This is a genomic window from Falsirhodobacter halotolerans (assembly GCF_022899245.1).
GTDB classification, from domain to species: domain Bacteria; phylum Pseudomonadota; class Alphaproteobacteria; order Rhodobacterales; family Rhodobacteraceae; genus Falsirhodobacter; species Falsirhodobacter halotolerans.
In genome coordinates this window covers 2,037,589-2,061,404 of sequence record NZ_JALJAZ010000001.1, presented here as the reverse complement: position 1 = coordinate 2,061,404, position 23,816 = coordinate 2,037,589, and the positions used below count along the sequence as shown (strand labels likewise).

General features: G+C 66.2%; 23 protein-coding genes. 13 read left to right on the top strand and 10 right to left on the bottom strand.

Annotated elements, in window-relative coordinates; genetic code table 11:
• The first annotated feature begins 92 nt into the window (after positions 1-92).
• From ftsW to recN, 12 genes are all read left to right on the top strand, one after another.
• On the top strand, positions 93-1,259 hold the full coding sequence (gene ftsW, locus MU449_RS10725; protein ID WP_244738076.1) for a putative lipid II flippase FtsW: 1,167 nt from the start codon (positions 93-95) through the stop codon (positions 1,257-1,259).
• A gap of 1 nt (position 1,260) precedes the next feature.
• Positions 1,261-2,352, top strand: a complete 1,092-nt coding sequence (locus MU449_RS10720; protein ID WP_244738075.1) for a UDP-N-acetylglucosamine--N-acetylmuramyl-(pentapeptide) pyrophosphoryl-undecaprenol N-acetylglucosamine transferase — start codon at positions 1,261-1,263, stop codon at positions 2,350-2,352.
• A complete protein-coding gene (gene murC / locus MU449_RS10715) occupies positions 2,349-3,746 on the top strand; it encodes a UDP-N-acetylmuramate--L-alanine ligase (protein ID WP_244738074.1) in 1,398 nt (465 codons plus the stop codon). The genes MU449_RS10720 and murC overlap by 4 nt, the downstream gene beginning before the upstream one ends.
• On the top strand, positions 3,743-3,976 hold the full coding sequence (locus tag MU449_RS10710) for a DUF2484 family protein (protein ID WP_244738073.1): 234 nt from the start codon (positions 3,743-3,745) through the stop codon (positions 3,974-3,976). The genes murC and MU449_RS10710 overlap by 4 nt, the downstream gene beginning before the upstream one ends.
• A complete protein-coding gene (murB, locus tag MU449_RS10705; protein WP_244738072.1) occupies positions 3,973-4,896 on the top strand; it encodes a UDP-N-acetylmuramate dehydrogenase in 924 nt (307 codons plus the stop codon). The genes MU449_RS10710 and murB overlap by 4 nt, the downstream gene beginning before the upstream one ends.
• A 43-nt stretch (positions 4,897-4,939) precedes the next feature.
• A complete protein-coding gene (locus MU449_RS10700) occupies positions 4,940-5,863 on the top strand; it encodes a D-alanine--D-alanine ligase (protein WP_244738071.1) in 924 nt (307 codons plus the stop codon).
• Positions 5,851-6,729, top strand: coding sequence for a cell division protein FtsQ/DivIB (locus tag MU449_RS10695; RefSeq protein ID WP_244738070.1), 879 nt, complete (start codon positions 5,851-5,853; stop codon positions 6,727-6,729). Before MU449_RS10700 ends, MU449_RS10695 begins: the two co-directional genes overlap by 13 nt.
• Positions 6,730-6,747: 18 nt before the next feature.
• On the top strand, positions 6,748-8,082 hold the full coding sequence (gene ftsA / locus MU449_RS10690) for a cell division protein FtsA (RefSeq protein WP_244738069.1): 1,335 nt from the start codon (positions 6,748-6,750) through the stop codon (positions 8,080-8,082).
• 175 nt (positions 8,083-8,257) lie between these two features.
• Positions 8,258-9,871, top strand: coding sequence for a cell division protein FtsZ (gene ftsZ, locus MU449_RS10685; RefSeq protein ID WP_244738068.1), 1,614 nt, complete (start codon positions 8,258-8,260; stop codon positions 9,869-9,871).
• A gap of 192 nt (positions 9,872-10,063) precedes the next feature.
• Positions 10,064-10,984: a UDP-3-O-acyl-N-acetylglucosamine deacetylase gene (gene lpxC / locus MU449_RS10680; RefSeq protein ID WP_244738067.1), complete on the top strand. Its 921-nt coding sequence runs from the start codon at positions 10,064-10,066 to the stop codon at positions 10,982-10,984.
• A 102-nt stretch (positions 10,985-11,086) separates the two neighbouring features.
• Positions 11,087-11,926, top strand: a complete 840-nt coding sequence (locus MU449_RS10675) for an outer membrane protein assembly factor BamD (protein WP_244738066.1) — start codon at positions 11,087-11,089, stop codon at positions 11,924-11,926.
• Between the two features lie 18 nt (positions 11,927-11,944).
• Positions 11,945-13,588 carry a DNA repair protein RecN gene (gene recN, locus MU449_RS10670; protein ID WP_244738065.1) on the top strand — a complete coding sequence of 548 codons (1,644 nt, stop codon included), beginning with the start codon at positions 11,945-11,947 and terminating at the stop codon, positions 13,586-13,588.
• Here the strand turns inward: recN and MU449_RS10665 are convergent.
• The 9 genes from MU449_RS10665 to rlmJ all read right to left on the bottom strand — a co-directional run bounded on the left by MU449_RS10665 (position 13,585) and on the right by rlmJ (position 21,510).
• Positions 13,585-14,856 carry an NAD(P)/FAD-dependent oxidoreductase gene (locus tag MU449_RS10665; RefSeq protein WP_244738064.1) on the bottom strand — a complete coding sequence of 424 codons (1,272 nt, stop codon included), beginning with the start codon at positions 14,854-14,856 and terminating at the stop codon, positions 13,585-13,587. The two genes, recN and MU449_RS10665, sit on opposite strands and share 4 nt — an antisense overlap.
• Positions 14,853-16,208, bottom strand: coding sequence for a glutamine synthetase family protein (locus tag MU449_RS10660; protein WP_244738063.1), 1,356 nt, complete (start codon positions 16,206-16,208; stop codon positions 14,853-14,855). Before MU449_RS10660 ends, MU449_RS10665 begins: the two co-directional genes overlap by 4 nt.
• Before the next feature lie 3 nt (positions 16,209-16,211).
• A complete protein-coding gene (locus MU449_RS10655) occupies positions 16,212-16,886 on the bottom strand; it encodes a type 1 glutamine amidotransferase (protein ID WP_244738062.1) in 675 nt (224 codons plus the stop codon).
• Positions 16,887-16,950: 64 nt separating this feature from the next.
• Positions 16,951-17,796 carry an ABC transporter permease gene (locus MU449_RS10650; RefSeq protein ID WP_244738061.1) on the bottom strand — a complete coding sequence of 282 codons (846 nt, stop codon included), beginning with the start codon at positions 17,794-17,796 and terminating at the stop codon, positions 16,951-16,953.
• Positions 17,793-18,665, bottom strand: coding sequence for an ABC transporter permease (locus MU449_RS10645; protein ID WP_244738060.1), 873 nt, complete (start codon positions 18,663-18,665; stop codon positions 17,793-17,795). Before MU449_RS10645 ends, MU449_RS10650 begins: the two co-directional genes overlap by 4 nt.
• A gap of 13 nt (positions 18,666-18,678) precedes the next feature.
• Entirely contained in the window at positions 18,679-19,401 is a 723-nt protein-coding gene (locus MU449_RS10640) for a transporter substrate-binding domain-containing protein (protein ID WP_244738059.1), read from the bottom strand.
• A gap of 13 nt (positions 19,402-19,414) precedes the next feature.
• Positions 19,415-20,206, bottom strand: a complete 792-nt coding sequence (locus tag MU449_RS10635; protein ID WP_342345654.1) for an ABC transporter ATP-binding protein — start codon at positions 20,204-20,206, stop codon at positions 19,415-19,417.
• Between the two features lie 66 nt (positions 20,207-20,272).
• Complete coding sequence (locus MU449_RS10630) at positions 20,273-20,707, bottom strand: tellurite resistance TerB family protein (RefSeq protein WP_244738058.1); 435 nt, start codon at positions 20,705-20,707, stop codon at positions 20,273-20,275.
• A gap of 26 nt (positions 20,708-20,733) precedes the next feature.
• Complete coding sequence (rlmJ, locus tag MU449_RS10625) at positions 20,734-21,510, bottom strand: 23S rRNA (adenine(2030)-N(6))-methyltransferase RlmJ (RefSeq protein ID WP_244738057.1); 777 nt, start codon at positions 21,508-21,510, stop codon at positions 20,734-20,736.
• A 123-nt stretch (positions 21,511-21,633) separates the two neighbouring features.
• On the opposite strand from rlmJ, the gene MU449_RS10620 reads away from it, so the two are divergent.
• Positions 21,634-22,947 carry an MFS transporter gene (locus MU449_RS10620; RefSeq protein WP_244738056.1) on the top strand — a complete coding sequence of 438 codons (1,314 nt, stop codon included), beginning with the start codon at positions 21,634-21,636 and terminating at the stop codon, positions 22,945-22,947.
• 49 nt (positions 22,948-22,996) lie between these two features.
• Here the strand turns inward: MU449_RS10620 and MU449_RS10615 are convergent, their stop codons facing one another.
• Entirely contained in the window at positions 22,997-23,800 is an 804-nt protein-coding gene (locus tag MU449_RS10615; RefSeq protein ID WP_244738055.1) for a glycosyl transferase, read from the bottom strand.
• Positions 23,801-23,816 lie beyond the last annotated feature (16 nt).

The following is a 23,816-nucleotide window of genomic DNA, read 5'->3' as shown; positions in this document are numbered from 1 at the left end:
GTCTTTCCGCTGGTCAGGTGGGGGGGAGTGCGCTACCCTTGCCGCCAGATCCGGACAACCGGACAGAGCAGTGACAGTGACAGGCAGCACCCATGACTGAGATGGTCCACGGCGCGGTATCCGCGCGGGCGTCGGAACCCGTTCTTCCCCGGTGGTGGCGAACCATCGACAAATGGTCGTTGACCTCGATCTTCATCCTGTTCGGGATCGGGCTTCTGCTGGCGCTCGCGGCCTCGGTTCCGCTGGCGACCCGCAACGGACTGGCCCCGTTCTATTACGTGGAACGTCAGATGTTCTTCGGCGGGATGGCGATGGTGGCGATGGTCGCCATCTCCATGATGTCGCCCGACATGGTGCGCCGTCTGGGGGTCTTGGGTTTTGCCGCCTCGTTCGCAGCGCTGGCGCTGCTGCCCATCTTCGGCACGGATTTCGGCAAGGGGGCCGTGCGCTGGTTCAGCCTTGGATTCGCCTCGTTCCAGCCGTCCGAATTCCTCAAGCCCGGCTTCATCATCGTGACCGCGTGGCTGATGTCCTCGGCGCAGGAGCTGAACGGCCCGCCGGGCAAGCGCATCTCGTTCATCCTCTTGATGGTCATCGCGGGGTTCCTCTCGATGCAGCCCGACTTCGGCCAGACCGCGCTGATCCTGTTTGGGTGGAGCGTGATCTATTTCGTGGCGGGCGCCCCCATGTTCCTGATTTTGGGATTCATCGGTGCGGTCGTGTTTTCGGGGACGCTGTTCTACGAAAGCTCGGAACACTTCGCGCGTCGGATCGACGGGTTCCTGAACCCCGATCTCGACCCCCGCACGCAGCTTGGCTATGCCACCAACGCCATCATCGAAGGCGGGTTCTTCGGTGTCGGCGTGGGGGAGGGGCAGGTGAAATGGTCGCTGCCCGATGCGCATACCGACTTCATCATCGCCGTGGCGGCCGAGGAATACGGCCTGATCCTGGTGCTGTGCATCATCGCGCTTTATGCCACGATCGTGGTGCGCAGCCTGTTCCGCCTGATGCGCGAACGCGACCCCTTTATCCGGCTGGCGGGGACGGGGCTGGCCTGCATCTTCGGCGTGCAGGCCATGATCAACATGGGCGTGGCCGTGCGGCTTCTGCCCGCCAAGGGGATGACGCTGCCCTTCGTCAGCTATGGCGGGTCGTCCGTCATCGCGGCGGGGATCACGGTGGGGATGCTTCTGGCCCTGACCCGCACCCGCCCGCAGGGCGAGATCGGCGACATCCTGTTCAAGCGGGGCCGCTGACATGGCCGATGTGGCGGACCAACCCCTCCTGCTGATCGCGGCGGGGGGGACCGGCGGGCATATGTTCCCCGCGCAGGCCCTGGCCGAAGCGATGGTGCGCAAGGGGTGGCGGGTCAAGCTGTCCACCGATTCGCGCGGCGCCCGCTATACCGGCGGGTTTCCCCATACCGTGCAGGTGGAGGAGGTGGCTTCGGCCACATTCGCCCGTGGGGCCAAGGTGATGGTGCCGTTCCGCATTGCGCGGGGGGTGCTGGCGGCGATGCGGGCGATGCGGCGCGACCGACCGGCGGTGGTCGTGGGCTTTGGCGGCTATCCCTCCATCCCGGCGCTGACGGCGGCGTGGCTGCTGCGCCTGCCGCGGATGATCCATGAACAGAACGGCGTGCTGGGGCGGGTGAACCGCATCTTCGCGCCGCGGGTCGATCGCATCGCCTGCGGCACCTGGCCCACCGATCTGCCCAAGGGCATCACGGGCAAGCATACGGGCAACCCCGTCCGTCAGGCGGTTCTGGACCGCGCCGGCGCGCCCTATGTGCCGCCGGGCGCGGGCGACATCTCGGTTCTGGTCATCGGCGGAAGCCAGGGGGCGCGGGTGCTGTCGAAGGTGGTGCCGGACGCGTTCAGCCGTCTGCCGAAGGCCCTGCGGTCGCGCCTGAAGATCAGCCATCAGGCCCGGGCCGAGGACGCCGAGACCGTCATCCGCACCTATCGCGATGCCGGGATCGCGGCGGAGGTGGAGGGGTTCTTCACTGACGTTCCGGCCCGCATCGCGGGGGCGCAGCTGGTCGTCTCACGCTCGGGGGCCAGTTCGCTTGCGGACATCACGGTGATCGGGCGCCCCTCGGTGCTGATCCCGTTCGCGGCGGCGGCGGGGGATCACCAAACCGCCAACGCGCGGGGGCTGGTGCAGGGCGGCGCGGCTTCCATCCTGCCGGAGGGTCGGCTTGACGCGCCCGCCCTTTGCGAGCACATCCTTGCCGTGTTGAATCAGCCCACCGCCGCCGCCCACATGGCCGCAAGCGCGCTGGCCCTTGGCCGCCCGGACGCCACGCAGCGTCTGGTGGCCATCGTCGAAGAATTGAGGACCGCATGAACGCCGCCACGAAACTCCCCGGGGAACTGGGTCCGATCCATTTTGTCGGCATCGGCGGGATCGGCATGTCGGGCATTGCCGAAGTGCTGATGACGCTGGGCTATACCGTGCAGGGATCGGACGCGAAGGCCTCCAAGATCACGGGCCGTCTGGTTGAACTGGGGGCGACCTTCTTCGAAGGGCAGCGGGCGGAGAATGTGGGCGAGGCGGCGGTGGTCGTCATCTCTTCGGCCATCAAGCCCGGCAACCCGGAGCTGGAGGAGGCGCGACGCCGTCAGCTTCCCGTGGTGCGGCGGGCCGAGATGCTGGCCGAACTGATGCGGATGCGGTCCAACATCGCGGTCGCCGGAACGCATGGCAAGACGACGACCACGACGATGGTCGCGACGCTGCTGGACAAGGGCGGGTTCGATCCCACGGTTATCAATGGCGGGGTGATCCACGCCTATGGCTCCAACGCGCGGGCCGGGGCGGGCGAATGGATGGTGGTGGAGGCGGATGAAAGCGACGGGTCGTTCAACCGCCTGCCCGCGACCATCGCCATCGTGACCAATATCGACCCCGAACATATGGAACATTGGGGAAGTTTCGACGCACTGCGCAAGGGCTTCCACGATTTCGTCTCGAACATCCCGTTCTATGGTCTGGCCGTCTGTTGCACCGATCATGCCGAGGTGCAGGCGCTGGTGGGGCGTGTGACCGACCGGCGGATCGTGACCTTCGGCTTCAATGCGCAGGCCGACGTGCGGGCGATCAACCTGACCTATGAAAACGGGGTGGCGCATTTCGACGTGGCCCTGCAGGCTGAAGGCACGGTGATCGAGGGCTGCACCCTGCCGATGCCCGGCGATCACAACGTCTCGAACGCCCTGTCCGCCGTGGCCGTGGCCCGCCATCTGGGCATGAAGCGGGCGGAAATTCGTGAGGCGCTGGCGGCCTTTGGCGGGGTGAACCGGCGGTTCACCAAGGTGGGCGAGGTTCTGGGCGGCGTCACCATCATCGACGATTACGGCCACCACCCGGTGGAGATCGCAGCCGTTCTGCGCGCCGCGCGGCAGGCGACGAAGGGCCGCGTGATCGCGGTGCACCAGCCCCACCGCTACAGCCGTCTGGCCAGCCTGTTCGAGGATTTCTGCACCTGCTTCAACGAGGCGGACGTGGTGGCGATTTCCGACATCTATGCCGCCGGTGAGGATCCGATTCCCGGCGCGGGCCGCGACGATCTGGTGGCGGGGCTGATCGCCCACGGCCACCGCCACGCCCGGGCCATCCTGTCCGAGGATGATCTGGAGCGGCTGGTGCGCGAGCAGGCGGGCCCGGGGGACATGGTGGTCTGTCTCGGGGCGGGCACGATTTCGGCCTGGGCCAACGCGCTGCCCGGACGGATGGCATGATTGCCGTCTCCGGCCTCGCGGCGGTCTGGTTCGTGGCGGCGCTGGCGCTGTCGGGGCGGGTTCATGCGCCGACCGGCTGGGCGCTGACCTTCAGCGGGATTCCGGTTCTGGGATTGGTGACGTGGCAGTTCGGGCCGTTGATCGGGCTGATCGCCCTGATGGTGGCGCTGTTCTTGCTGCGCACCCCGCTGCGGGCCGTCCGGCGGCGGGCGGGGAGGGCGGTCGAATGACGATGCCCGACGTGCGCGGCACGCTGACGCCCGATCGCCCCCTGGCCGATCTGACATGGCTGCGGGTCGGTGGGCCGGCGGACTGGTTTTTCCAACCTGCGGATGAGGCGGATCTGGCGCAGTTTCTGGCCGCGCTGCCGCAGGATGTCGCGGTCTTTCCGATGGGCGTGGGATCGAACCTGATCGTGCGCGATGGGGGGATTCGGGCGGTGGTGATCCGCTTGGGGCGCGGCTTCAACGGGATTCGGATCGAGGGCGATCGGGTCATCGCGGGGGCTGCGGCGCTTGATGCCCATGTGGCCCGCCGCGCGGCGGAGGGCGGGCGCGACCTGACCTTCCTGCGCACCATTCCCGGTTGCATCGGCGGGGCGGTGCGGATGAACGCGGGCTGCTATGGCACCTATGTCGCGGATCATCTGGTGGAGGTGCGGGCGATCACGCGGGTGGGGGCGGAGGTCACGATCCCCGCCGCCGAGCTGAACCTGCGCTATCGCCAGTCCGACCTGCCGGAGGGCTGTGTGCTGGTGGAAGCGGTCTTCGCGGCGGGGGAGGGCGATCCCGAAACCCTGGCCGCCCGCATGGCCGACCAGCTGGCCAAGCGCGACGCGACCCAGCCCACCAAGGATCGCACCGCCGGATCGACCTTCCGCAACCCGGTCGGTTATTCCTCCACGGGCCGCGACGATGACACGCATGAAATGAAGGCGTGGAAGGTCATCGACGACGCCGGACTGCGCGGCGCAACCCTGGGTGGTGCGCAGATGAGCGAGAAGCACTCCAACTTCATGATCAACACTGGGCAAGCCACCGCCGCCGATCTTGAGAATCTTGGCGAGATGGTCAGAAAGAGGGTTTCCGAAACCTTCGGTTTGACGTTAGAGTGGGAAATCATGCGGGTCGGAGAACCCGCTGACAAATAATAAAGTGTTACGAACCGGTTAACGGTCGTGTCGAGGCAGTGAAATGGCGGGAATGTCTGGCAGGACAGCCCGCAAGGTTGCAGTTCTGATGGGCGGACCCTCGGCCGAGCGCGAGGTCTCGCTCAGCTCCGGGCGCGAATGCGCGGCAGCCCTGCGGGAAGCGGGATATGAGGTGGTCGCACTGGATGCCGGCCCCGACCTTTTCACACGCCTGAACGATATTCACCCTGACGTTGTGTTCAACGCCCTGCATGGCCGCTGGGGCGAGGATGGCTGCGTCCAAGGCGTTCTGGAGTGGATGGGCCTGCCCTATACCCATTCCGGGGTGCTGGCGTCGTCGTTGGCGATGGACAAGACGCGGGCGAAGATGGCCTTTGCCGCCGCCGGTCTGCCCGTGGTGCAAAGCGTGATCGCGGACCGCGCGACGGTGGAGGCGGGGCATGTCCTGCCGCCCCCTTACGTGGTCAAGCCCAACAACGAAGGATCCTCCGTCGGCGTCTATATCGTGCAGGCGGGGGCCAATGCGCCGCCGCGCCTGTCGGAGGCGATGCCGGATGTGGTGATGGTCGAAACCTATGCCCCTGGGCGCGAATTGACGGTGGCCGTGATGGGCGACCGCGCGCTGTGCGTGACCGACATCGTGACGCAGGGCTGGTATGATTATGACGCCAAATACACGGTTGGGGGGTCCCGCCATGTGATCCCCGCCGTGATCCCGGCCGAGATCGCGGCCGCCTGCATGGAGTATGCCCTGCGGGCGCATCAGGCGCTTGGATGCCGCGGCCTCAGCCGGACCGATTTCCGCTGGGACGAGGAGCGTGGGCTCGACGGCCTGATCCTTCTGGAGACCAACACCCAGCCGGGCATGACGCCGACCTCGCTCGCGCCCGAACAGGCGGCGCAGTGCGGCGTGTCCTTTCCCGAGCTGTGCGACTGGCTGGTGAAGGATGCGTCATGCAACCGATGAACCGCCCCCCCCATCGCGGCCACGGACGGCGCGATCCCGCGCCCAGCCGGTTCAACTACCGCCTGCAGCGGATGATGCTGACGCCGATCTATCGGCGTCTGTTTCGTGTGGGGCTTCCGATTCTTCTGGTGACGCTGGTCGTCGGCATCTATTTCGCCAGTGAAAGCCGTCGCGCCGGGGTTGCCCAATCCTATGTCGCGCTGAAAGAGGCGTTTCAGGGCCGCCCCGAATTCCAGGTTCACCTGTTCCGCGTTGAAAACGCCTCGCCGCAACTGGCGGAGACGATCCGGCGGCTTCTGGACCTGCAACTGCCCGAAAGCTCGTTCGATCTGGATCTGGTCGCCTTGCGCGAGCGGATCCTGACGCTGGACCCCGTGGCCGATGTCGCGCTGCGCATCGCGCCGGGCGGCGTGTTGACGGCGGATGTGGACGAACGGGTGCCGGTGGTCGTCTGGCGGTCCGCCGCCAATGTCGAACTCCTGGACGCCGAAGGAAACCGCGTGATGCTGGTGGCCGAACGCAACGATCGCGCCGACCTGCCGCTGATCGCCGGAACCGGGGCAAACAAGGCCGTGCCGGAGGTGATGGCCCTGATCGCCGCCGCCGAACCCATCATGCCCCGCGTGCGCGGCATCGTGCGGGTGGGCGAACGGCGGTGGGATTTCGTGCTGGACCGCAACCAGCGCATTCTGTTGCCGGTGGACGACCCCATCCCCGCGATCGAGCGCATCCTTGCGCTGGATCAGGCGGACGACCTGCTGGCCCGCGACGTGATCGCGATCGATTTCAGACTCAAAGAACGCCCCGTGCTGCGTCTTGCGCCAAATGCCATGGCCGAGCTGCGTCGCGCGCGGGCCAATCCATAATAACCGGAGGCGCCCCCGATGACCGATCTGTACCAGTCCCAGCGTGCGATGCGGAACATGCGCCGCGCCGCGATTCAGCGGGGGGTGATCGCGGTTCTGGACGTGGGGTCCACCAAGATCGCCTGCCTGATCCTGCGGTTCGACGGGCCGGACCGGCTGCGCGAACAGGATGGCGTGGGGTCGATGGCGGGGCAGAGCCAGTTCCGCGTGATCGGCGCAGCCACGACCCGGTCGCGCGGGGTTCGTTTCGGCGAGATCAGCGTGATGAACGAGACCGAACGCGCGATCCGCACCGTGGTGCAAAGCGCGCAGAAGATGGCCGAGGTGCGGGTCGATCACGTCATCGCCACCTTCTCGGGCGGGGAGCCGCGCAGCTATGGCCTTGCGGGCGACTGGGAGCTTCAGGATTCGGTGGTGAGCGAGCAGGACGTGGCGCGCGTCCTGTCGGCCTGCGAGGTGCCCGACATCGGCATGGGGCGTGAGGTGATGCACGCCCAACCCGTGAACTTCGCGCTGGACCACCGCACCGGCCTGGCCGATCCGCGCGGGCAGATCGGCAACCGTCTGGCCTGCGACATGCACATGCTGTCCATCGACGCGAGCACGATCCAGAATCTGCTGTATTGCATCAAGCGCTGCGATCTGGAATTGGCGGGGATCGCCTCGTCGGCCTATGTCTCCGGCATCTCCAGCCTGGTGGAGGACGAACAGGAACTGGGCGCGGCCTGTATCGACATGGGGGGCGGGTCCACCGGCATCTCGATCTTCATCAAGAAGCACATGATCTATGCCGACTCGGTGCGGATGGGGGGCGATCACGTCACCTCGGACATCGCCAAGGGGTTGCAGATCCCGCTGGCGCAGGCGGAGAAGATCAAGACGCTGAAGGGCGGCATCCACGCGACCGGCATGGACGACCGCGACATGATTTCCATCGGCGCGGATACGGGCGACTGGGACAAAGACAGCCGCACCGTCAGCCGGACCGAGCTGATCGGCATCATGCGCCCCCGGGTGGAGGAAATCCTGGAGGAAGTCCGCGCCCGTCTGGACGCCGCCGGGTTCGAGCATCTTCCCAGCCAGCAGATCGTCCTGACCGGCGGGGCGAGCCAGGTGCCGGGTCTGGACGGTCTGGCCAGCCGCATCCTGGGCCAGCGCGTCCGTCTGGGCCGCCCGTTGCGGGTGCAGGGTCTGCCGCAGGCGATCACCGGATCGGCCTTCGCCTCGGCCGTGGGGCTGTGCCTGTTCGCGGCGCATCCGCAGGACGAGTGGTGGGATTTCGAGATTCCGAACGAACGCTATCCCGGCCGGTCGCTGCAAAAAGCCTTCCGCTGGTTCAAGGACAACTGGTGACACCATATCCGGTATGGGCGGCGAGATGCCGCCGAACCGCCTTTCCTTTTCCCCATATTTGGTGGAAAACAGCTTTTTTGGATGACGCGCGGGGGCCTTTGTGTCTAAGCTGAAGCCAAATCAAAATGACAGGTGCCGCAAGGGCGCCACGACCCATGAACACAGGCGGAGCAGCATGCGTCTCACTCTGATGAACGATCAACAGGAAGAACTGAAGCCGCGCATCACGGTGTTCGGTGTCGGTGGTGCGGGCGGCAATGCCGTCAACAACATGATCGAACAGCAGCTTGAGGGTGTGGAGTTCGTGGTCGCGAACACCGACGCGCAGGCGCTGCAGCAGTCGAACGCGGCGGCCAAGATCCAGATGGGCCTGAAGGTCACCGAAGGTCTGGGCGCGGGCGCGCGCCCCTCCGTGGGCGCTGCGGCGGCGGAGGAGACGATCGAGGAGATCGTCGATCATCTGGCCGGCGCGCATATGTGCTTCATCACCGCCGGCATGGGCGGCGGCACCGGCACCGGCGCGGCCCCGATCATCGCGCAGGCCGCGCGCGAGCTGGGCGTGCTGACCGTGGGCGTCGTGACCAAGCCCTTCCAGTTCGAAGGCAACAAGCGCATGCGTCAGGCCGATGAGGGGATCGAAGCCCTTCAGAAGGTCGTGGACACGCTGATCATCATTCCCAACCAGAACCTGTTCCGTCTGGCCAACGACCGCACGACCTTCACCGAGGCGTTCGCGATGGCCGACGACGTTCTGTATCAGGGCGTGAAGGGCGTGACGGACCTGATGGTGCGTCCGGGTCTCATCAACCTCGACTTTGCCGACGTGCGCGCGGTGATGGACGAGATGGGCAAGGCCATGATGGGCACGGGCGAGGCCGAGGGCGACGAGCGCGCCAAGATGGCCGCCGAGAAGGCGATCGCCAACCCGCTTCTGGACGAAGTCAGCCTGAACGGCGCGAAAGGCGTGCTGATCAACATCACCGGCGGCTATGACCTGACGCTGTTCGAACTGGACGAAGCGGCGGAAACCATCCGCAACAAGGTCGATCAGGACGCGAACATCATCGTCGGGTCCACGCTGGACACGACGATGGAGGGCCGCATCCGCGTGTCGGTCGTGGCCACGGGGATCGAGGCCGCGAAGTCGCAGCAGGAAGCCACTCCGCCGCGCCGCCCCTTGGCGCAACCGCTGCCGCAGACGCCGGTCGCCGAAGAGCGTCCCGCGCCCGTCGCCGCCCGTCCCGCCCCCCAACCGCAGGCCGCCCCGGTGCAGCGCACCATGTTCGAGCCGCCGCGCGACGAGATGATCGAGGAAACGGAAGACACGCCGCCCCCCGCCTATCGTCCGCAGGCCGAACCGGCCCCCGCGCCCGCACAGCCGCCGCGGATGCAGCAGCGTCCGGCCCCGTCGGTGAACGACGATGCCTCGTCCTTCGTGGCCCCGCGTCCGCGCGCGGCGCAGGCCGGTCAGCCCGGAACGCCGTCGCCCGAAACGATGGCCCGTCTGGCCGCCGCCGTCAGCAAGGCCCCGCCGCGTGGCGCGCCCGCCGCAAGCCCGGCCCAGCGTCCGGCCCAACCGGCCCCGCGTCCGCAAGCGCAGGCGGAAAAGCCGCGCTTCGGCATCGGGTCGCTGATCAACCGCATGGCCGGCCATGCCGAGCCGTCGCAGCCGGTCGAACGTCCGCAGTCCCGCGCGCAGCAGCAGGTCGCCTACGATCAGGAACCCGAGCCGAACCCCGAGCAGGAGCGGATCGAGATTCCGGCTTTCCTGCGCCGTCAGGCGAACTGATCCCCCTCAAGTTGTGATAAAGCCCGGCCATCGCGCCGGGCTTTTTCGTTTTCACGCGGGTTAACAAAGGATTACGATCTGTCACATGGCGTCACAAAGAGTGAATTGAGCCTTGCCCTGCCTTTCCCTACCTAGAGTCCAACACGCAGGGCCTTTCCGGTCCCTGCGCAGGAACTGAGAAAGGTGTTTGCCATGCAGCGCACTTTGAAAACGGCGGTCAGCTTTTCCGGCTTGGGTCTGCACAGCGGACGTCCGGCCCGCATGACGGTGCGCCCAGCCTCGGCGGATTACGGGATCTGGTTCCGGCGGACCGATCTGAAGGTGACGGACACGCTGATTCCAGCGCGTTGGGATGTGGTGGTGCCGTCCAAGCTGTGCACCCTGCTGTCCAACGCCTCGGGCGCGACGGTGTCCACGGTTGAACATATCATGGCGGCGCTGGCCGGGTGCGGCATCCACAACGCCCTGATCGAGATCGACGGGCCGGAAATTCCGATCATGGACGGCTCCTCCGCCGTGTTCGTGGACCGTTTTCTGGCCGTTGGCCTGCGCGAGCAGATGATTCCCGTTCGCGCCATCCGCGTGCTCGAGGCGATCGAAGTGCGTGAGGGCGACGCCGTCGCGCGGCTGGAGCCGTCGGAGATGCTGGAGATCGACTTCACCATCGATTTCGCCGAAAAGGCCATCGGGCATCAGGCGAAGCACCTGAACATGGCCAACGGCGCGTTCGTGCGCGAGCTGTGTGACAGCCGCACCTTCTGCCGTCAGGCGGATGTGGACGCGATGCGCGCCAACGGCCTGGCCCTGGGCGGCACGGTGGACAATGCCGTGGTGTTCGACGGCGACCATGTCGTCAGCCCCGGCGGCCTGCGCCATGCGGACGAACCTGTGCGTCACAAGATGCTGGACGCCTTGGGCGATCTGGCGCTGGCGGGGGGGCCGATCCTCGGCCGCTACACCGGCACCCGCGCGGGCCATGCGTTGACGAACAAGCTGCTTCACGCCCTGTTTGCCAAGCGTGGGGCATGGAAGATGGTCGAATGCGGGCCGACGACCGGCCTGAAACTGCCGGGCATGGGCGTGGCGCGTGCCGATCTGGCCGCCGTTGCGTGACAAAGGCGTTTTGCCACCCGGATTTTTCTGTGCTACGACAACGCGAAGCCTGCGCTTTGCCTCAAGGCGCGGGCGCGTGACAAGCACGAGGATTGGCGGAAAATGACGGGCAGGAAGTCAGGCGGGCAGATCCTCGGCGCGATTCTTGTGTTGGGTCTGTTGGCCGGCTGCGGGGGGCGCGGGGACACCACCGCGCTGGATCTGGAAGGGCGTTCGCCCGAACAGATCTACAACGAAGGCACGGCCCTGATCGAGGACAACCCCGAGCGGGCGATCCGCTATTTCGGGGAAATCGAACGCCTTTATCCCTACACCCAATATGCCAAGCGCGGGTTGATCCAGCAGGCCTATGCCTATCATCAGGCCAAGGAATACGAGGATGCGCGGGCCACAGCGCAGCGGTTCCTCGACTTCTATCCCGCCGATCCCGATGCGGCCTATGCCCAGTATCTGCTGGCTCTGTCCTATTACGACCAGATCGACGAGGTGGGCCGCGACCAGGGCCTGACGTTCCAGGCGCTTCAGGCGCTGCGCACGGTGATGGAGCGTTATCCCGACAGCGAATATGCCCGCACCGCCAGCCTGCAATTCGATATCGCCTTCGATCACCTTGCCAGCAAGGAGATGGAGATCGGACGCTATTACCTGAAGCGTCAGAACTACACCGCCGCGATCAACCGTTTCCGCGCCGTGGTCGAACAGTATCAGACCACCAGCCACACGCCGGAGGCGCTGCATCGTCTGGTCGAATCCTATCTCGCCTTGGGTCTGACGGCCGAAGCGCAGACGGCAGGGGCGATTCTGGGCTACAACTATCGGTCTTCCCCCTTCTATGACGACAGCTTCCGCCTTCTGACCGGTCGCGGCCTTGACCCGAAGGTCACGGGCGACAATTGGCTGGCCAGCATCTATCGTCAGACGATCCGGGGTGAGTGGTTGTAACCCCACGGGGGGAATACCATGCTGCGCACGCTCGACATTCGCGACATGCTCATCATCGAGCGACTGTCCCTGTCCTTCCAACCGGGGCTGAACGTCCTGACGGGGGAAACGGGGGCGGGGAAATCCATCCTGCTCGATTCGCTGGGCTTCGTGCTGGGATGGCGCGGGCGGGCCGAACTGGTCCGCGCGGGGGCGGAGCGGGGGGAGGTGACGGCGGTCTTCGATCTGCCCGCCGATCATCTTGCGCGCGCCGTCCTGATCGAAGCGGGGATCGAGGCCGAGGATGAACTGATCCTGCGTCGGGTGAATCACGCCGATGGCCGCAAAACGGCTTGGGTCAACGACCGCCGCGTCTCGGGCGAAGTGTTGCGCGGACTGTCGGATGTTCTGGTGGAACTGCACGGCCAGCACGACGATCGCGGCCTGCTGAACCCGCGCGGGCATCGGCAGATGCTGGACACCTTCGCCGGGGTCGATCTTGCGCCCACGCGCGCCGCCTGGACCGCATTGGGGCAATCGCGCCGCCGTCTGACCGAGGCGGAGGCCGCGCTGGACGCGATCCGCGCCGAGGAGGAGTTTCTGCGCCACGCGGTCGCCGAACTGGACAAGCTGGATCCACAGCCGGGGGAGGAGGCGAGTCTCGACATCCGCCGCCGCGCCATGCAGGGGGCGGAGCGCATCCGCGACGATGTGATCCGCGCAGCGCAGGCCATTTCCGATCAGGGCGCGGAGGGGTTGATGACCGACGCCGTCCGCTGGCTGGAAACCGCCTCCGACCGGGCGGAGGGGCGGCTGGAGGGTGCGCTGGCATCCCTTGGCCGGGCCATGGTCGAATTGGGCGAGGCGCAGCAGGGGGTGGAGGAGTGTCTGTCGGCGCTGGATTTCGACCCGTCGGAACTGGAAAACCTGGAGGAACGTCTGTTCGCGATCCGCGCGCTGGCCCGCAAGCATGGGGTGCTGGCGGATGAGTTGTCGGCCTTTGCCGACGATCTGCGGGGCCGCCTCGCGGCGCTGGACGGCAGCGCGCGGGACATCGCCGCGTTGCGCAAGGCGGTGACCGAGGCGGAGCTGGCCTACCGCGCCGAAGCGGAGGCGCTGACGGCCGTGCGGCGCAAGGCGGCGGGGCGGCTTGACCGCGCGATGGCGGCGGAACTGGCCCCGCTGAAGATGGAACGCGCGGTGTTCGAAACGTTGGTCACTCCGGCCGAGGCGGGGCCGGAGGGCGCGGATGCGGTGGCCTTCACCGTCGCGACCAACCCCGGCGCCCCGGCGGGACCGTTGAACAAGATCGCCTCGGGGGGGGAACTGTCGCGGTTCCTGCTGGCGCTGAAGGTCTGCCTGTCGGGCAACACGCCCGGCGTGACGATGATCTTTGACGAGATCGACCGAGGCGTCGGCGGGGCGACGGCCAACGCCGTGGGGCGGCGGCTGAAGGCGCTGGCCGGATCGGGGCAGGTGCTGGTCGTCACTCACTCGCCGCAGGTGGCGGCGCTTGGCGCGCATCACTGGCGGGTGGAAAAGCGGGTGCGGGACGGGATGACGACCTCCACCGTGGTGCCCTTGGATCAGGGGCAGCGGGTGGAGGAGGTGGGCCGGATGCTGGCCGGCGACACCATCACCGAGGCGGCGCGCGAGGCTGCGCGCGACCTTCTGGCGGGCTAGATCCCCAGCCGGTCGCGCATCGCATACCACGTCATCGCCAGCGCCAGCAGCGGCGCGCGCAGGGTCACCCCGCCGGGAAAGCGCGGCTGCGGCAGGCGGGCCAGCAGATCGAAGCGTTCGGCCTGACCGGCCACCGCCTCGGCCAATACCCGCCCCGCCAGCGTGGCCATTGCCACCCCATGTCCCGAATAGCCCGACGCCGACAGCACATTCGGCGCCACCTGCCGGAAGCAGGGCATCCGGTTCATCGTGATCGCCAGCGTTCCGCCCCAGGCATAATCAATGCGGACATCGCGCAGGTGGGGATACACCTCGGCCAGCGGGGCGCGCACCGTGGCCGCGATGTCCTTGGGAAAGCGGTAGCCGTAGGATTCGCCCCCGCCGAACAGCAGGCGATTGTCGTCGGACAGACGCCAGTAGTTCACCACGAACTTCGTATCGGCCACGGCCACCGGGCGGGACAGGGGGGCGGGGTCCAGCGGCTCGGTCGCGACGATGAAGTTGTTGATCGGCATGACCCGCGCCGCGACCTGCGGCTCCAGATCGCCCAGATACCCGTTGCAGGCGAGGATGACATGATCCGCCTGCACATGGCCCTCCTCCGTATGGACGGTGGTGCCGTCGATCCGGGTGACCCGGCTGCGTTCGTGGATGCGGGCGGGGCAGGTGCGGGCCAGACCGAGGGCGAAGGCCAGCGGATCGATATGACCCGCGCCGTGGTCCAGATCGCCCCCCTTGTAACGGTCGGTGCCGATCAGGTCGGCCATCTGGCCCGCATCCATCGGCTGCACCTGATCATAGGCATAGCGGCGGGCCAGATGGTCGGCCATGTGGCGGGCGTGATCGACCTCGGCCGCCGTCCGGCAGGCATGGGCGATGCCGGGATGGAAGGCCAGCCCCATCCGGCCCGCAAGATCGCGCACAAGGGCCTTCGCCTCCTCGCCCATATCCCACAGGCGGCGGGCGTCGTCCGGGCCCACCATCGCCTCAAGCGCGTCCTGTTCCAACCGTTGACCGCTGCCGACCTGCCCCCCGTTGCGGCCCGACGCACCGGAGCCGACGCGGCTGGCCTCCAGCACCACCACATCGAAGCCGCGTTCGGCCAGATGGCGCGCCGCCGAAAGGCCGGTATAGCCCGCCCCCACCACGCAGACATCGGCGCGGATGGCCCCCTTTAACGGCAGGAATGGGGGAAGGGGCGTGTTGACGGCCGCATGGAAACTGGGAGGATAGGCCCCGATCCGGTCGTTGGCGGTCAACAGGTTCATACGTTCAACAGCAGGTGCTCCCGCTCCCACGGAGAGATGACCTGCTGGAACTCCTTGTATTCGTTGCGCTTGACCGAATCGTACAGCTGGCAGAACTCGGTCCCCAGCACCTCGCGCAGGGCCGCGTCCTCGTCCAGCAGATCCAGCGCGTCGGCAAGGTTATAGGGCAGGTCGGTTTCGTTCATATAGGCGTCGCCGATGCATTCGGGGCGGGGGGTCTGCCCTTCGATCAACCCCAGATATCCGCAAGCCAGCGATGCCGCGATGCCGAGATAGGGGTTGCAGTCCATGCCCGCCAAGCGGTTTTCCAGCCGCCGCGCCTCGGGGCCCGAGATCGGGACACGCAGGCCGGTGGTCCGGTTGTCGCGCCCCCATTCCAGATTGATCGGCGCCGCGAAATCCGGGACATAGCGGCGATAGCTGTTCACATAGGGGGCCAGCAGCGCCACCGCACCGGGCAGGTGGGTCTGCATTCCGGCGATGAAATGCAGGAACTGGTCCGTCTCCTGTCCCTTGGCGTCGGAGAAGATGTTCCGCCCCGTCGCGATGTCGGTGACCGAATGGTGGATGTGCATGGCCGATCCCGGCTCGCCCTCGATGGGTTTGGCCATGAAGGTGGCGAAGCAGTCGTGGCGCAACGCCGCCTCGCGGATCAGGCGTTTGAAGAAGAAGATCTCGTCCGCCAGCCGCACGGGGTCGCCATGGGCCAGATTGATCTCCACCTGTCCCGCGCCGCCTTCCTGCAGGATGCCGTCGATCTCGAACCCCTGCAATTCGGCAAAGTCGTAGATGTCGTCGATCACCTTGCCATATTCATCGACCGCGCTCATGGAATAGGCCTGACGCCCCGCCGCCCGGCGACCCGAGCGTCCCATCGGCGGCATCACCGGCATGTTGGGGTCGATGTTGCGGGCGACCAGAAAGAACTCCATCTCCGGCGCGACGATCGGTTGCCAGCCGCGATCGTTGTAAAGCTGAACGATGCGTTTCAGCACGTTGCGCGGGGCGGTGGCCACCGGCTCGCCGCTTTGGTTCATCGCGTCGTGGATGACCTGCAGCGTGATGTCCGCCGTCCAGGGTGCGGCGGTGGCGGTGGTGAAGTCGGGATAGAGGATCATGTCCGGTTCGGTGAACGCGCCCGTGGGGTTGTCCGCCCATTCGCCGGTGATGGTTTGCAGGAAGATGGAGTTGGGCAGGAAAAAGCTGGTCTGCCGCGCGAATTTCGACGCGGGCATCGCCTTGCCCCGCGCGACGCCCGCGATGTCCGAGACGATGCACTCCACCTCGTCCAGCCGCCGCCCGCCGATATAGTCGCGGGCCGCTTGCGGAAGCTGGTTGGTCCAGTCGGACATGGGTTACCTCGGCTTGTGGAAGAAATCGGCGATCTGGGTGGCGATGCGGGCGGCGTCGTTGGGCTGCCCCAGACTGCGGCGGGCGCGATCGAGGTCCTCCGTGGGCACCACATCCTCGCGCGAGACCAGAAGGCCGCGGACCACCGTATCGTCGAATTCGGGATGGGCCTGCACCGTCAGGGCGCGGTCGTCATAGATCAACGCGGCGTTGGCGCAGAAATCGGACTGGCCGATGACCTCCGCCCCCTCGGGCCGGGTGGTGACCTGATCCTGATGCCAGGCGTTCATGCTCAGCGTTTCATCCCCAAAGCGGTATTCGGTGCGGCCGATGGACCAGCCGCCCGCGAATTTCTCCACCACGCCGCCCAGGGCCTGGGCGATGATCTGGTGACCGAAGCAGATGCCCACCATCGGCACCCGCGCGGCATAGGCGTCGCGGATGAAGGTGCGCAGGGGCGGCAGGAAGGCGTGATCCTCATACACCCCGAACTTCGATCCGGTGATCAGCCAGCCGTCTGCCTGATGCACGTCGGTCGGGAAATCCCCGTCCAGCACGCGCCATGTGCGGAAGGTGAAGCCCCGATCCGCCAGAAGCCGCATGAACATGTCGGGGTAATCGCCGGTATCGGGAACGATTTCGGGCGGTGCGTCGCCGGTTTGCAGGATGCCGATCCGCATGGGTGTGTCCGTTGTGATGTCGGGCTCAACCTATGCCGCGCGGGGGGCGTCCGTCCAGCCCCGCTTACCGCACGATCTGGGGAAGAAGGCGGGGGCGGCGGCGGGGTTTGAGGTTGTCGGGCAGGTGGCGGTTCAGGCGTTTGCCGATCTGCGCGAAGGCCACGGTCAGGATCAGCGTCAGAAGGATGAAATAGAAGGCGACGATGGGATAGGCGACGAAGGGGTTGAACGTCCGCCCCGCGAAATAGCTGGCATAGTAGAGCGCGTCGCCCCGCTGCTGGAACGCGGGAAAGCCGGAAAAGAACACCAGCGTCGTGGCGTGGAACAGGAAGATCGCCTCGTTCGTATAGGCGGGCCAGGCGAGGCGCAGCATCGTGGGCCATTGGATGCGGCGGAACTTGGTCCAGCCGGTCAGGCCATAGGCATCCGCCGCCTCCAGATCGCCGCGGGGGATGGCGCGCAGGGCGCCGTAGAAAATCTCGGCCGTATAGGCGGCGGTATTCAGGAACAGGACCAGCGCCGCCCCCGCCCAGGCTCGCGTCACCCAATCGGTCGCCAGCGTCAGGTCGAACAGGCCCAGCGGGACCGTCACCCCCTCACGCGGCAGCAGGACCAGAAGCTGGTAGGCCACGAAGAACTGGATGAACAGCGGCGAGCCGCGAAAGACGAAGATGAACCATTCGGCGGGTTTGCGGATCAGGCGACGCCGCGACGCCTTGCCCACCGCCAGCGCCGTGGCCAGAAAAAAACCCGCCGACAGCGCGATCACCGCGAAATAGATGTTCCAGATCAGGCCCGATCCGATCAGCGTGAAATGCTGGCACAGGTCATAGGTGTCGCGCGGCAGCATCCGCTCGCCAAACCCGAGCGAGCGGAAGGCATAGGCCTGAACGGTGTCCCAACAGCTCATGCCGTCACCTGCGGCGGGTGGCCCAGCGTCTGGCCGTGCGACAGGCGGCGGGTCAGGCGGTCGAACGCAATCTCCGACACTCGCGTCAACAGAAGATAGAACACCAAAAGTGCCACGAAGTAATACAGCCGCCAGTCGGGATGGGGATAGGAGAAGGTCTGCGTCTTCATCGCGCCCAACTGCTGCGCCCAATAGACGATGTCCTGCACGCCAAGGATGAACAGAAGCGGCGTCGCCTTGATCAGCACCATCCAGAGGTTCGACAGGCCGGGCAGGGCATAGATCCACATCTGCGGGATCAGAATGCGCCGGTCGATCTGGCGCGGGGTCATGCCGTAACTCTCGGCGGTTTCAAGCTGCGCGCGCGGCACGGCGCGCATGGCGCCGGACAGCACGTTGGCGGCAAAGGCGCCGAACACGATCGCGAAGGTGATGATCGCCAGCCCGAAGCCATAGATCTGGTGGATCAGTTGCGGCGCGGTGTTCGGCGGGATCTTGGCCGAGGGGCAGACGCGAAACTCCAGCCCCTGCCGCACCGGATCGGTCCAGTCGGGACAGCGGACAACGTGGGTCACGTATTCCAGCCCCTGATCCAGCGCGATGACGAAGAACAGGAAGAAGACGACATCCGGGATGCCACGCACCATCGCCATATAGCTTTTGCCGAACCAGCGCAGCGGGGCCACGCCCGACCGCGCCGCCATCGCCCCGCCGAACCCGAAGGCCAGCGCCACCGGTGCGGTCAGCACCAGGAGCACAAGCACCGTCAGGAACGAGGCATAGAACGACAGGTGCGTGCCCGTGGTCAGGTAGCACGACAGCCATTGCAGCCCCTCAAGGGACTTCGGATCGGCGCAATAGGCGAACATCCCGAACGGTCGATCAGAAGGTGTTGGTGTCGTCGCCGAACCATTTCACCAGAAGGTCGTTCAGCGTGCCGTCGGCCTTCATGGTCTGGATGGCGGTGCTGAACGTGTCGCGCAGGTCGGTGTCGCTTTGACGCAGGCCCAGACCGATGCCTTCCCCCAGTTCCACCGGCTCGCCCACCCAGACGAATTCGCCGTTCGATTCATCGACCACCGGCTTGAGGTAATCGCTGTCGGCAAAGACCGCGTCGGCCTCGCCATTGCGGACGGCGGCCACCGCCTCGTCGGGGGTGGCGTATTCGACCAGCGTGGCCCCGGTTTCGGCGACATAGCCGGACTGGATGGTGTTGACCTGCGCGGCCACGACGCCGCCTTCGATATCCGCCTCGCCATCCATCGCGGCATAGGCGGAATCGGTCGGCGGATAGTAGGCGTCGGAGAAGTCGATGACGGCCTTACGCTCGGGCGTGATCGACATGCCGGCGGCAATGGCATCATAGTTGCCTGACTGCAGGTTCGGAATGATGCCGTCCCAATCGGTGGTGACCCAAGTGCAGGTCAGTTCCGCGCGGGCGCAGACGTCGTTCATCAACTCGATCTCGAACCCGTCGACATTGCCCGCATCGTTGATGAAGTTGAAGGGAGGGTAGGCGCCCTCGGTCGCGATCCGCACGGTGGTCTGGGCAAGGCCCGAGGTCGCGGTCAGCGCGAAAGCGGCGGCGAGAAGTGTGGTTTTCATTGATATCTCCCTGTCATTGGATATTGCCCGCGCCGCCCGGGGTCAGGAACCCGCGCAAGCGTTGGGATTGTGGATTGCCGAACAGGGCCGCTGGGGGGCCCTCTTCCTCGATGCGGCCCTGATGCAGGAAGATGACATGGTCCGAACAATCGGCGGCCATCTTCATGTCATGGGTCACGATGATCATGGTGCGCCCTTCGTCGGCCAGGGCGCGGATGACGCGAACGACCTCCTGCTCCAGCTCGGGGTCCAGCGCGCTGGTGGGTTCGTCGAACAGAAGGGCGCGGGGTTCCATGCACAGGGCGCGGGCGATGGCGGCGCGTTGCTGCTGCCCGCCCGACAGTTGCGCGGGATAGGCGTCGGCCTTGTCGGCGATGCCCACCTTGGCCAGATATTCGCGGGCCTTGCCCTCCACCTCGGCGCGCGGACGGCCCAGAACGGTCACCGGCGCCTCCATCACGTTCTGCAGGATGGTCATGTGGGACCACAGGTTGAACTGCTGGAATACCATCGACAGATTGGTGCGGATGCGCAGCACCTGCTTGCGATCGGCGGGGTGGCGGGTGGCCGCCTGACCCTGCCAGCGCACGGGCTCCCCCTCGAACCGGATGTCGCCGGCCTGGCTGTCTTCCAGAAGGTTGCAGCACCGCAGAAGCGTCGATTTGCCCGACCCCGACGATCCGATCAACGACACGACATGCCCCTTCGGGGCCGTCAGGTCCACGCCCTTCAGCACCTCAAGCGGGCCATAGGCCTTGTGCAGGTTCCGGACTTCGATCACCGGCGCGGATGGGGCAGACGTCACGGGACCTCGCTTGAATGTATCGGCACAAGATAAAACCAAGGGCGCGCCCGCGCAATCGCGAATGCGTCAGTCCTTCTGAACCTTTTGTCGCGCCAGTGCCGAATCCTGATCCGTCACCCCCAGAAGGCTGGAGACAAGACGGATGACCTGATCCTCCGACGCGTCCCGCCCGTCCGTCAGCGCCACGGACCACAGCGCCTGCATCAGGGCGTTGCGGTCATCGACCGGAACGGCGTCCTTCAGGGCGCGGGTGAAGCGGACGGTGTCGGGGGCCTCGGCCTCCAGCGCTTCGGCCTGATGGCGCAGGTCGGTCGCCTCCGCCGGGGACAGGCCGTGGCGCTGAACCAGCACGCGGTCGATGCGTGCAATCTCGCCGTCGGAGTAAGTGCCGTCGGCGCGGGCGACGCGGACCAGAAGGGCCGCCAGCGCCAGACGCGAGTCCGGCTCCGGCAAGGTCCGGTCGGCGGTGGAGGTGATGCGGTGCAAAAGCTGTTCGAACATGGTCGAGTATTTGACGCGCCGCGCCGTCAAGTCGAGTGGAAAATGCGGTCGATCCGCCTTGCCTCATCCGCCGTGCCGTAAGGGGCGTTCACGATGAACATGCCCGACCCGATCATGCGGTGACCCGCCTTGGCCACGGGAAACCGAACCTCGTGCCGCAGGGCGTCGGGGAACCGTTCGGAAAGGGCGGCCAGCATTCCGATATGCGCGGCGCTGGCCAGAAGCGGATACCACAAGGCCAGCACGCCCACGTTCCACTTGCGCGCGATGTTGGCCATATGGGTGGGGATCACCTCGTAATCGCTTTTCACCTCATAGGGCGGGTCGATCAGCAGCATCCCACGCCGCGGGGTCGGGGGCGTGAGGGCAAGGGCCATCTGGAACCCGTCCTTCTTGTGGATATGCGCGCCCCAGGGCGACAGAACCTCGGTCAGGATACGGTGTTCCTGCGGATGCAACTCGCACAGGTGCAGCGGATCGGTGTCCCGCAACGACAGGGCCGCCAGCAGGGGCGACCCCGGATAGGCGGTCTGGCCCCATTGCGACCGCACCTCGTCCAGCCGGTGGCGATAGGGGTGATCGGCGGGAAACGCGTCCGCCAGTGCGCCGATGCCCTTCTCCGCCTCGCCCGTCCGCAGCGATTCCTCGGCATCCAGGCGATACAGCCCCCGACCCGCATGGGATTCGATGTAGGTGAGGGGCTTTTCCTTGCGGGTCATATAGTCCAGCATCACGCACAAAAGCGCGTGTTTCTGAACGTCGGCAAGGTTTCCCGCGTGATAGAGGTGCTGGTAGGACAACATCCGCCGCTTTTATATTCCCCCCTTGATTTTCGCAAGGTAAGTAACATTTCCATAAATTCGTGCTTCCGAATGATGGAAGATTGCGCTAATCCGGCTCATCTTATGTTTGTCCGGAAACCTGTCATGACCGATATCACATCGACCGATGCCGGGGCGGGCCGCACGCAGCCGCTGAACAAGCCGTCGCGCGTGCTGGCGGCCAGTCTCATCGGCACCACCATCGAATTCTACGATTTCTACATCTATGCCACGGCGGCCGTTCTGGTGTTCCCGGTGCTGTTCTTCCCCGGCACCGATCCGATGACGGCGCTGCTGGCGTCGTTCGCCACCTTCTCCATCGCCTTCTTCGCGCGGCCCTTCGGGGCGATCGTGTTCGGCCATTTCGGCGACCGGATCGGGCGCAAGGCCACGCTGGTCGCGGCGCTGCTGACCATGGGGATTTCCACCGTCATCATCGGTCTTTTGCCGACCTATGCCTCAATCGGCGTGCTGGCACCGCTGTTCCTGGCGCTGTGCCGCTTCGGGCAGGGCTTCGGTCTGGGCGGCGAATGGGGCGGGGCGGTGCTGATCGCGACCGAAAACGCCCCTCCGGGCAAGCGCAGCTGGTATGGCATGTTCCCGCAACTGGGCGCGCCGGTCGGGCTGTTCCTGGCGTCGGGCGTGTTCTTCATCATCCTGAACTTCGCACCCGAAGGGGCCGATCCCCGCGTCTGGATCGCCGAAAGCGGCATCTGGCGCGCGCCGTTCCTCGCCTCGGCGCTGCTGATCGTCATCGGCCTGTGGGTGCGTCTGTCGATCACGGAAACACCCGCCTTCCAGAAGGCCATCGACCGGCATGACCGCGTGGCCGTGCCGCTGGCCGAGGTGTTCACCAAGCACAAGCGCAGCCTGTTCCTCGGCACCTTCGTGGCGCTGGCGACCTTCGTGCTGTTCTATATCGGCTCGGCCTACCTTCTGTCCTACAACACCCGCGTCATCGGCATGCCGCTGCTTGAGGCGATCGAGATCCAGCTTCTGGGCGCGATCATCTTCGGTCTGGCCATTCCCGTGGCCGGCAAACTGGGCGACCGCTATGGCCGCCGTGCGGTTCTGACGGTGGTGACGGTGCTGATCGCGCTGTTCTCCTTCGCGCTGGCACCGCTGTGGTCGATGGGGCCGCAGGGGATCATCATCTTCGTCATCATCGGCATGGCGCTGATGGGTGTGACCTATGGCGTGATCGGGGCTGCGCTGGCGGCACCCTTCCCGACGCATGTGCGCTATACCGGCTCGTCGCTGACGTTCAACTTCGCGGGCATCTTCGGGGCCTCGCTCGCGCCCTATGCCGCGACCTATCTGCAGGCGAATTACGGGCTGCACGCGGTCGGGTATTACCTGTGCGCGGCGGCCGTCATCACGCTGCTGTGCATCTGGGGATCGCGCAAGGGCGAGGTCTGAGCGACCCACCCCCGGCACACGAAAAGGCCGCCCCTCGGGGCGGCCTTTGTCATTCGCGCCAAGCGTCGCCCACCCACGGGGTCGGCTTCATCCAGTGGCGAAGATAGCGCCAGTTCGATCCGTCGGGATGGGGGCCGTTGAAGGTGTTCTTCAGGTGGCGGCCAAGGCCCCACCCCTCGCGCCCCAGCCACCCGCCGGCGGTCGCCTGTTCGGGAAACACCCCGCCGGGGAAAATGACGATCCGCGCATCCTTCGGCAAACGCGGCGTCATCGCGAAGTTCAGGGGGAAGGGCGGAATACATTGATAGCGGAAATGCCGCACCCACGCCTTCGGGAACAGGTCGATCCCCCCCGGCGCGTTGCGGGTGACGAAGCGCTGTTCATAACCGTATTCCTCGGCCACGCCCAAGGGGTCGGCCTTGAACCGGTCTTGCAGCGGCGTCAGTTTGCCCACGGGGAAACGGAAGACCGAGGTCTGTCCCAGCCGCTCGAACGGCTTTGCGGGGTTGCGCGACAGGATGACCCGATCCGGATCGCCATAGGTGAAGAAATCGTCCAGATTGCCCGTCACGACCACGTCCAGATCCATGAACAGGACCGGCCCCTCCAGATCCCCCAGCTTCGCCCCCCACAGGCGCGATTTCGGCCAGATGCCTTTTCGCGTCACCGGGATTTCATAGTCGATCTCGGGCAGGGGCTGGCAATCGACCTCCGCCCGGATGCCGTCGGTATTGTCGCAAAAACAGGTGAAGCGGAAGGGGGGCGTGATGTTGCGTGCCACCATCGCGTAAAGGCGATTGATGAAGGGGGGGCCGTATTTTGTGCCCCAATTGATGCAGATGACCTGTTTCATCGCCGCCTCCTGTTTG

Bases quoted from the DNA above. Each gene is read 5' to 3' on its own strand.
- ftsW (WP_244738076.1), top strand. From the start codon at position 93: ATGACTGAGATGGTCCACGGCGCGGTATCCGCGCGGGCGTCGGAACCC.
- MU449_RS10720 (WP_244738075.1), top strand. From the start codon at position 1,261: ATGGCCGATGTGGCGGACCAACCCCTCCTGCTGATCGCGGCGGGGGGG.
- murC (WP_244738074.1), top strand. From the start codon at position 2,349: ATGAACGCCGCCACGAAACTCCCCGGGGAACTGGGTCCGATCCATTTT.
- MU449_RS10710 (WP_244738073.1), top strand. From the start codon at position 3,743: ATGATTGCCGTCTCCGGCCTCGCGGCGGTCTGGTTCGTGGCGGCGCTG.
- murB (WP_244738072.1), top strand. From the start codon at position 3,973: ATGACGATGCCCGACGTGCGCGGCACGCTGACGCCCGATCGCCCCCTG.
- MU449_RS10700 (WP_244738071.1), top strand. From the start codon at position 4,940: ATGGCGGGAATGTCTGGCAGGACAGCCCGCAAGGTTGCAGTTCTGATG.
- MU449_RS10695 (WP_244738070.1), top strand. From the start codon at position 5,851: ATGCAACCGATGAACCGCCCCCCCCATCGCGGCCACGGACGGCGCGAT.
- ftsA (WP_244738069.1), top strand. From the start codon at position 6,748: ATGACCGATCTGTACCAGTCCCAGCGTGCGATGCGGAACATGCGCCGC.
- ftsZ (WP_244738068.1), top strand. From the start codon at position 8,258: ATGCGTCTCACTCTGATGAACGATCAACAGGAAGAACTGAAGCCGCGC.
- lpxC (WP_244738067.1), top strand. From the start codon at position 10,064: ATGCAGCGCACTTTGAAAACGGCGGTCAGCTTTTCCGGCTTGGGTCTG.
- MU449_RS10675 (WP_244738066.1), top strand. From the start codon at position 11,087: ATGACGGGCAGGAAGTCAGGCGGGCAGATCCTCGGCGCGATTCTTGTG.
- recN (WP_244738065.1), top strand. From the start codon at position 11,945: ATGCTGCGCACGCTCGACATTCGCGACATGCTCATCATCGAGCGACTG.
- MU449_RS10665 (WP_244738064.1), bottom strand. From the start codon at position 14,856: ATGAACCTGTTGACCGCCAACGACCGGATCGGGGCCTATCCTCCCAGT.
- MU449_RS10660 (WP_244738063.1), bottom strand. From the start codon at position 16,208: ATGTCCGACTGGACCAACCAGCTTCCGCAAGCGGCCCGCGACTATATC.
- MU449_RS10655 (WP_244738062.1), bottom strand. From the start codon at position 16,886: ATGCGGATCGGCATCCTGCAAACCGGCGACGCACCGCCCGAAATCGTT.
- MU449_RS10650 (WP_244738061.1), bottom strand. From the start codon at position 17,796: ATGAGCTGTTGGGACACCGTTCAGGCCTATGCCTTCCGCTCGCTCGGG.
- MU449_RS10645 (WP_244738060.1), bottom strand. From the start codon at position 18,665: ATGTTCGCCTATTGCGCCGATCCGAAGTCCCTTGAGGGGCTGCAATGG.
- MU449_RS10640 (WP_244738059.1), bottom strand. From the start codon at position 19,401: ATGAAAACCACACTTCTCGCCGCCGCTTTCGCGCTGACCGCGACCTCG.
- MU449_RS10630 (WP_244738058.1), bottom strand. From the start codon at position 20,707: ATGTTCGAACAGCTTTTGCACCGCATCACCTCCACCGCCGACCGGACC.
- rlmJ (WP_244738057.1), bottom strand. From the start codon at position 21,510: ATGTTGTCCTACCAGCACCTCTATCACGCGGGAAACCTTGCCGACGTT.
- MU449_RS10620 (WP_244738056.1), top strand. From the start codon at position 21,634: ATGACCGATATCACATCGACCGATGCCGGGGCGGGCCGCACGCAGCCG.
- MU449_RS10615 (WP_244738055.1), bottom strand. From the start codon at position 23,800: ATGAAACAGGTCATCTGCATCAATTGGGGCACAAAATACGGCCCCCCC.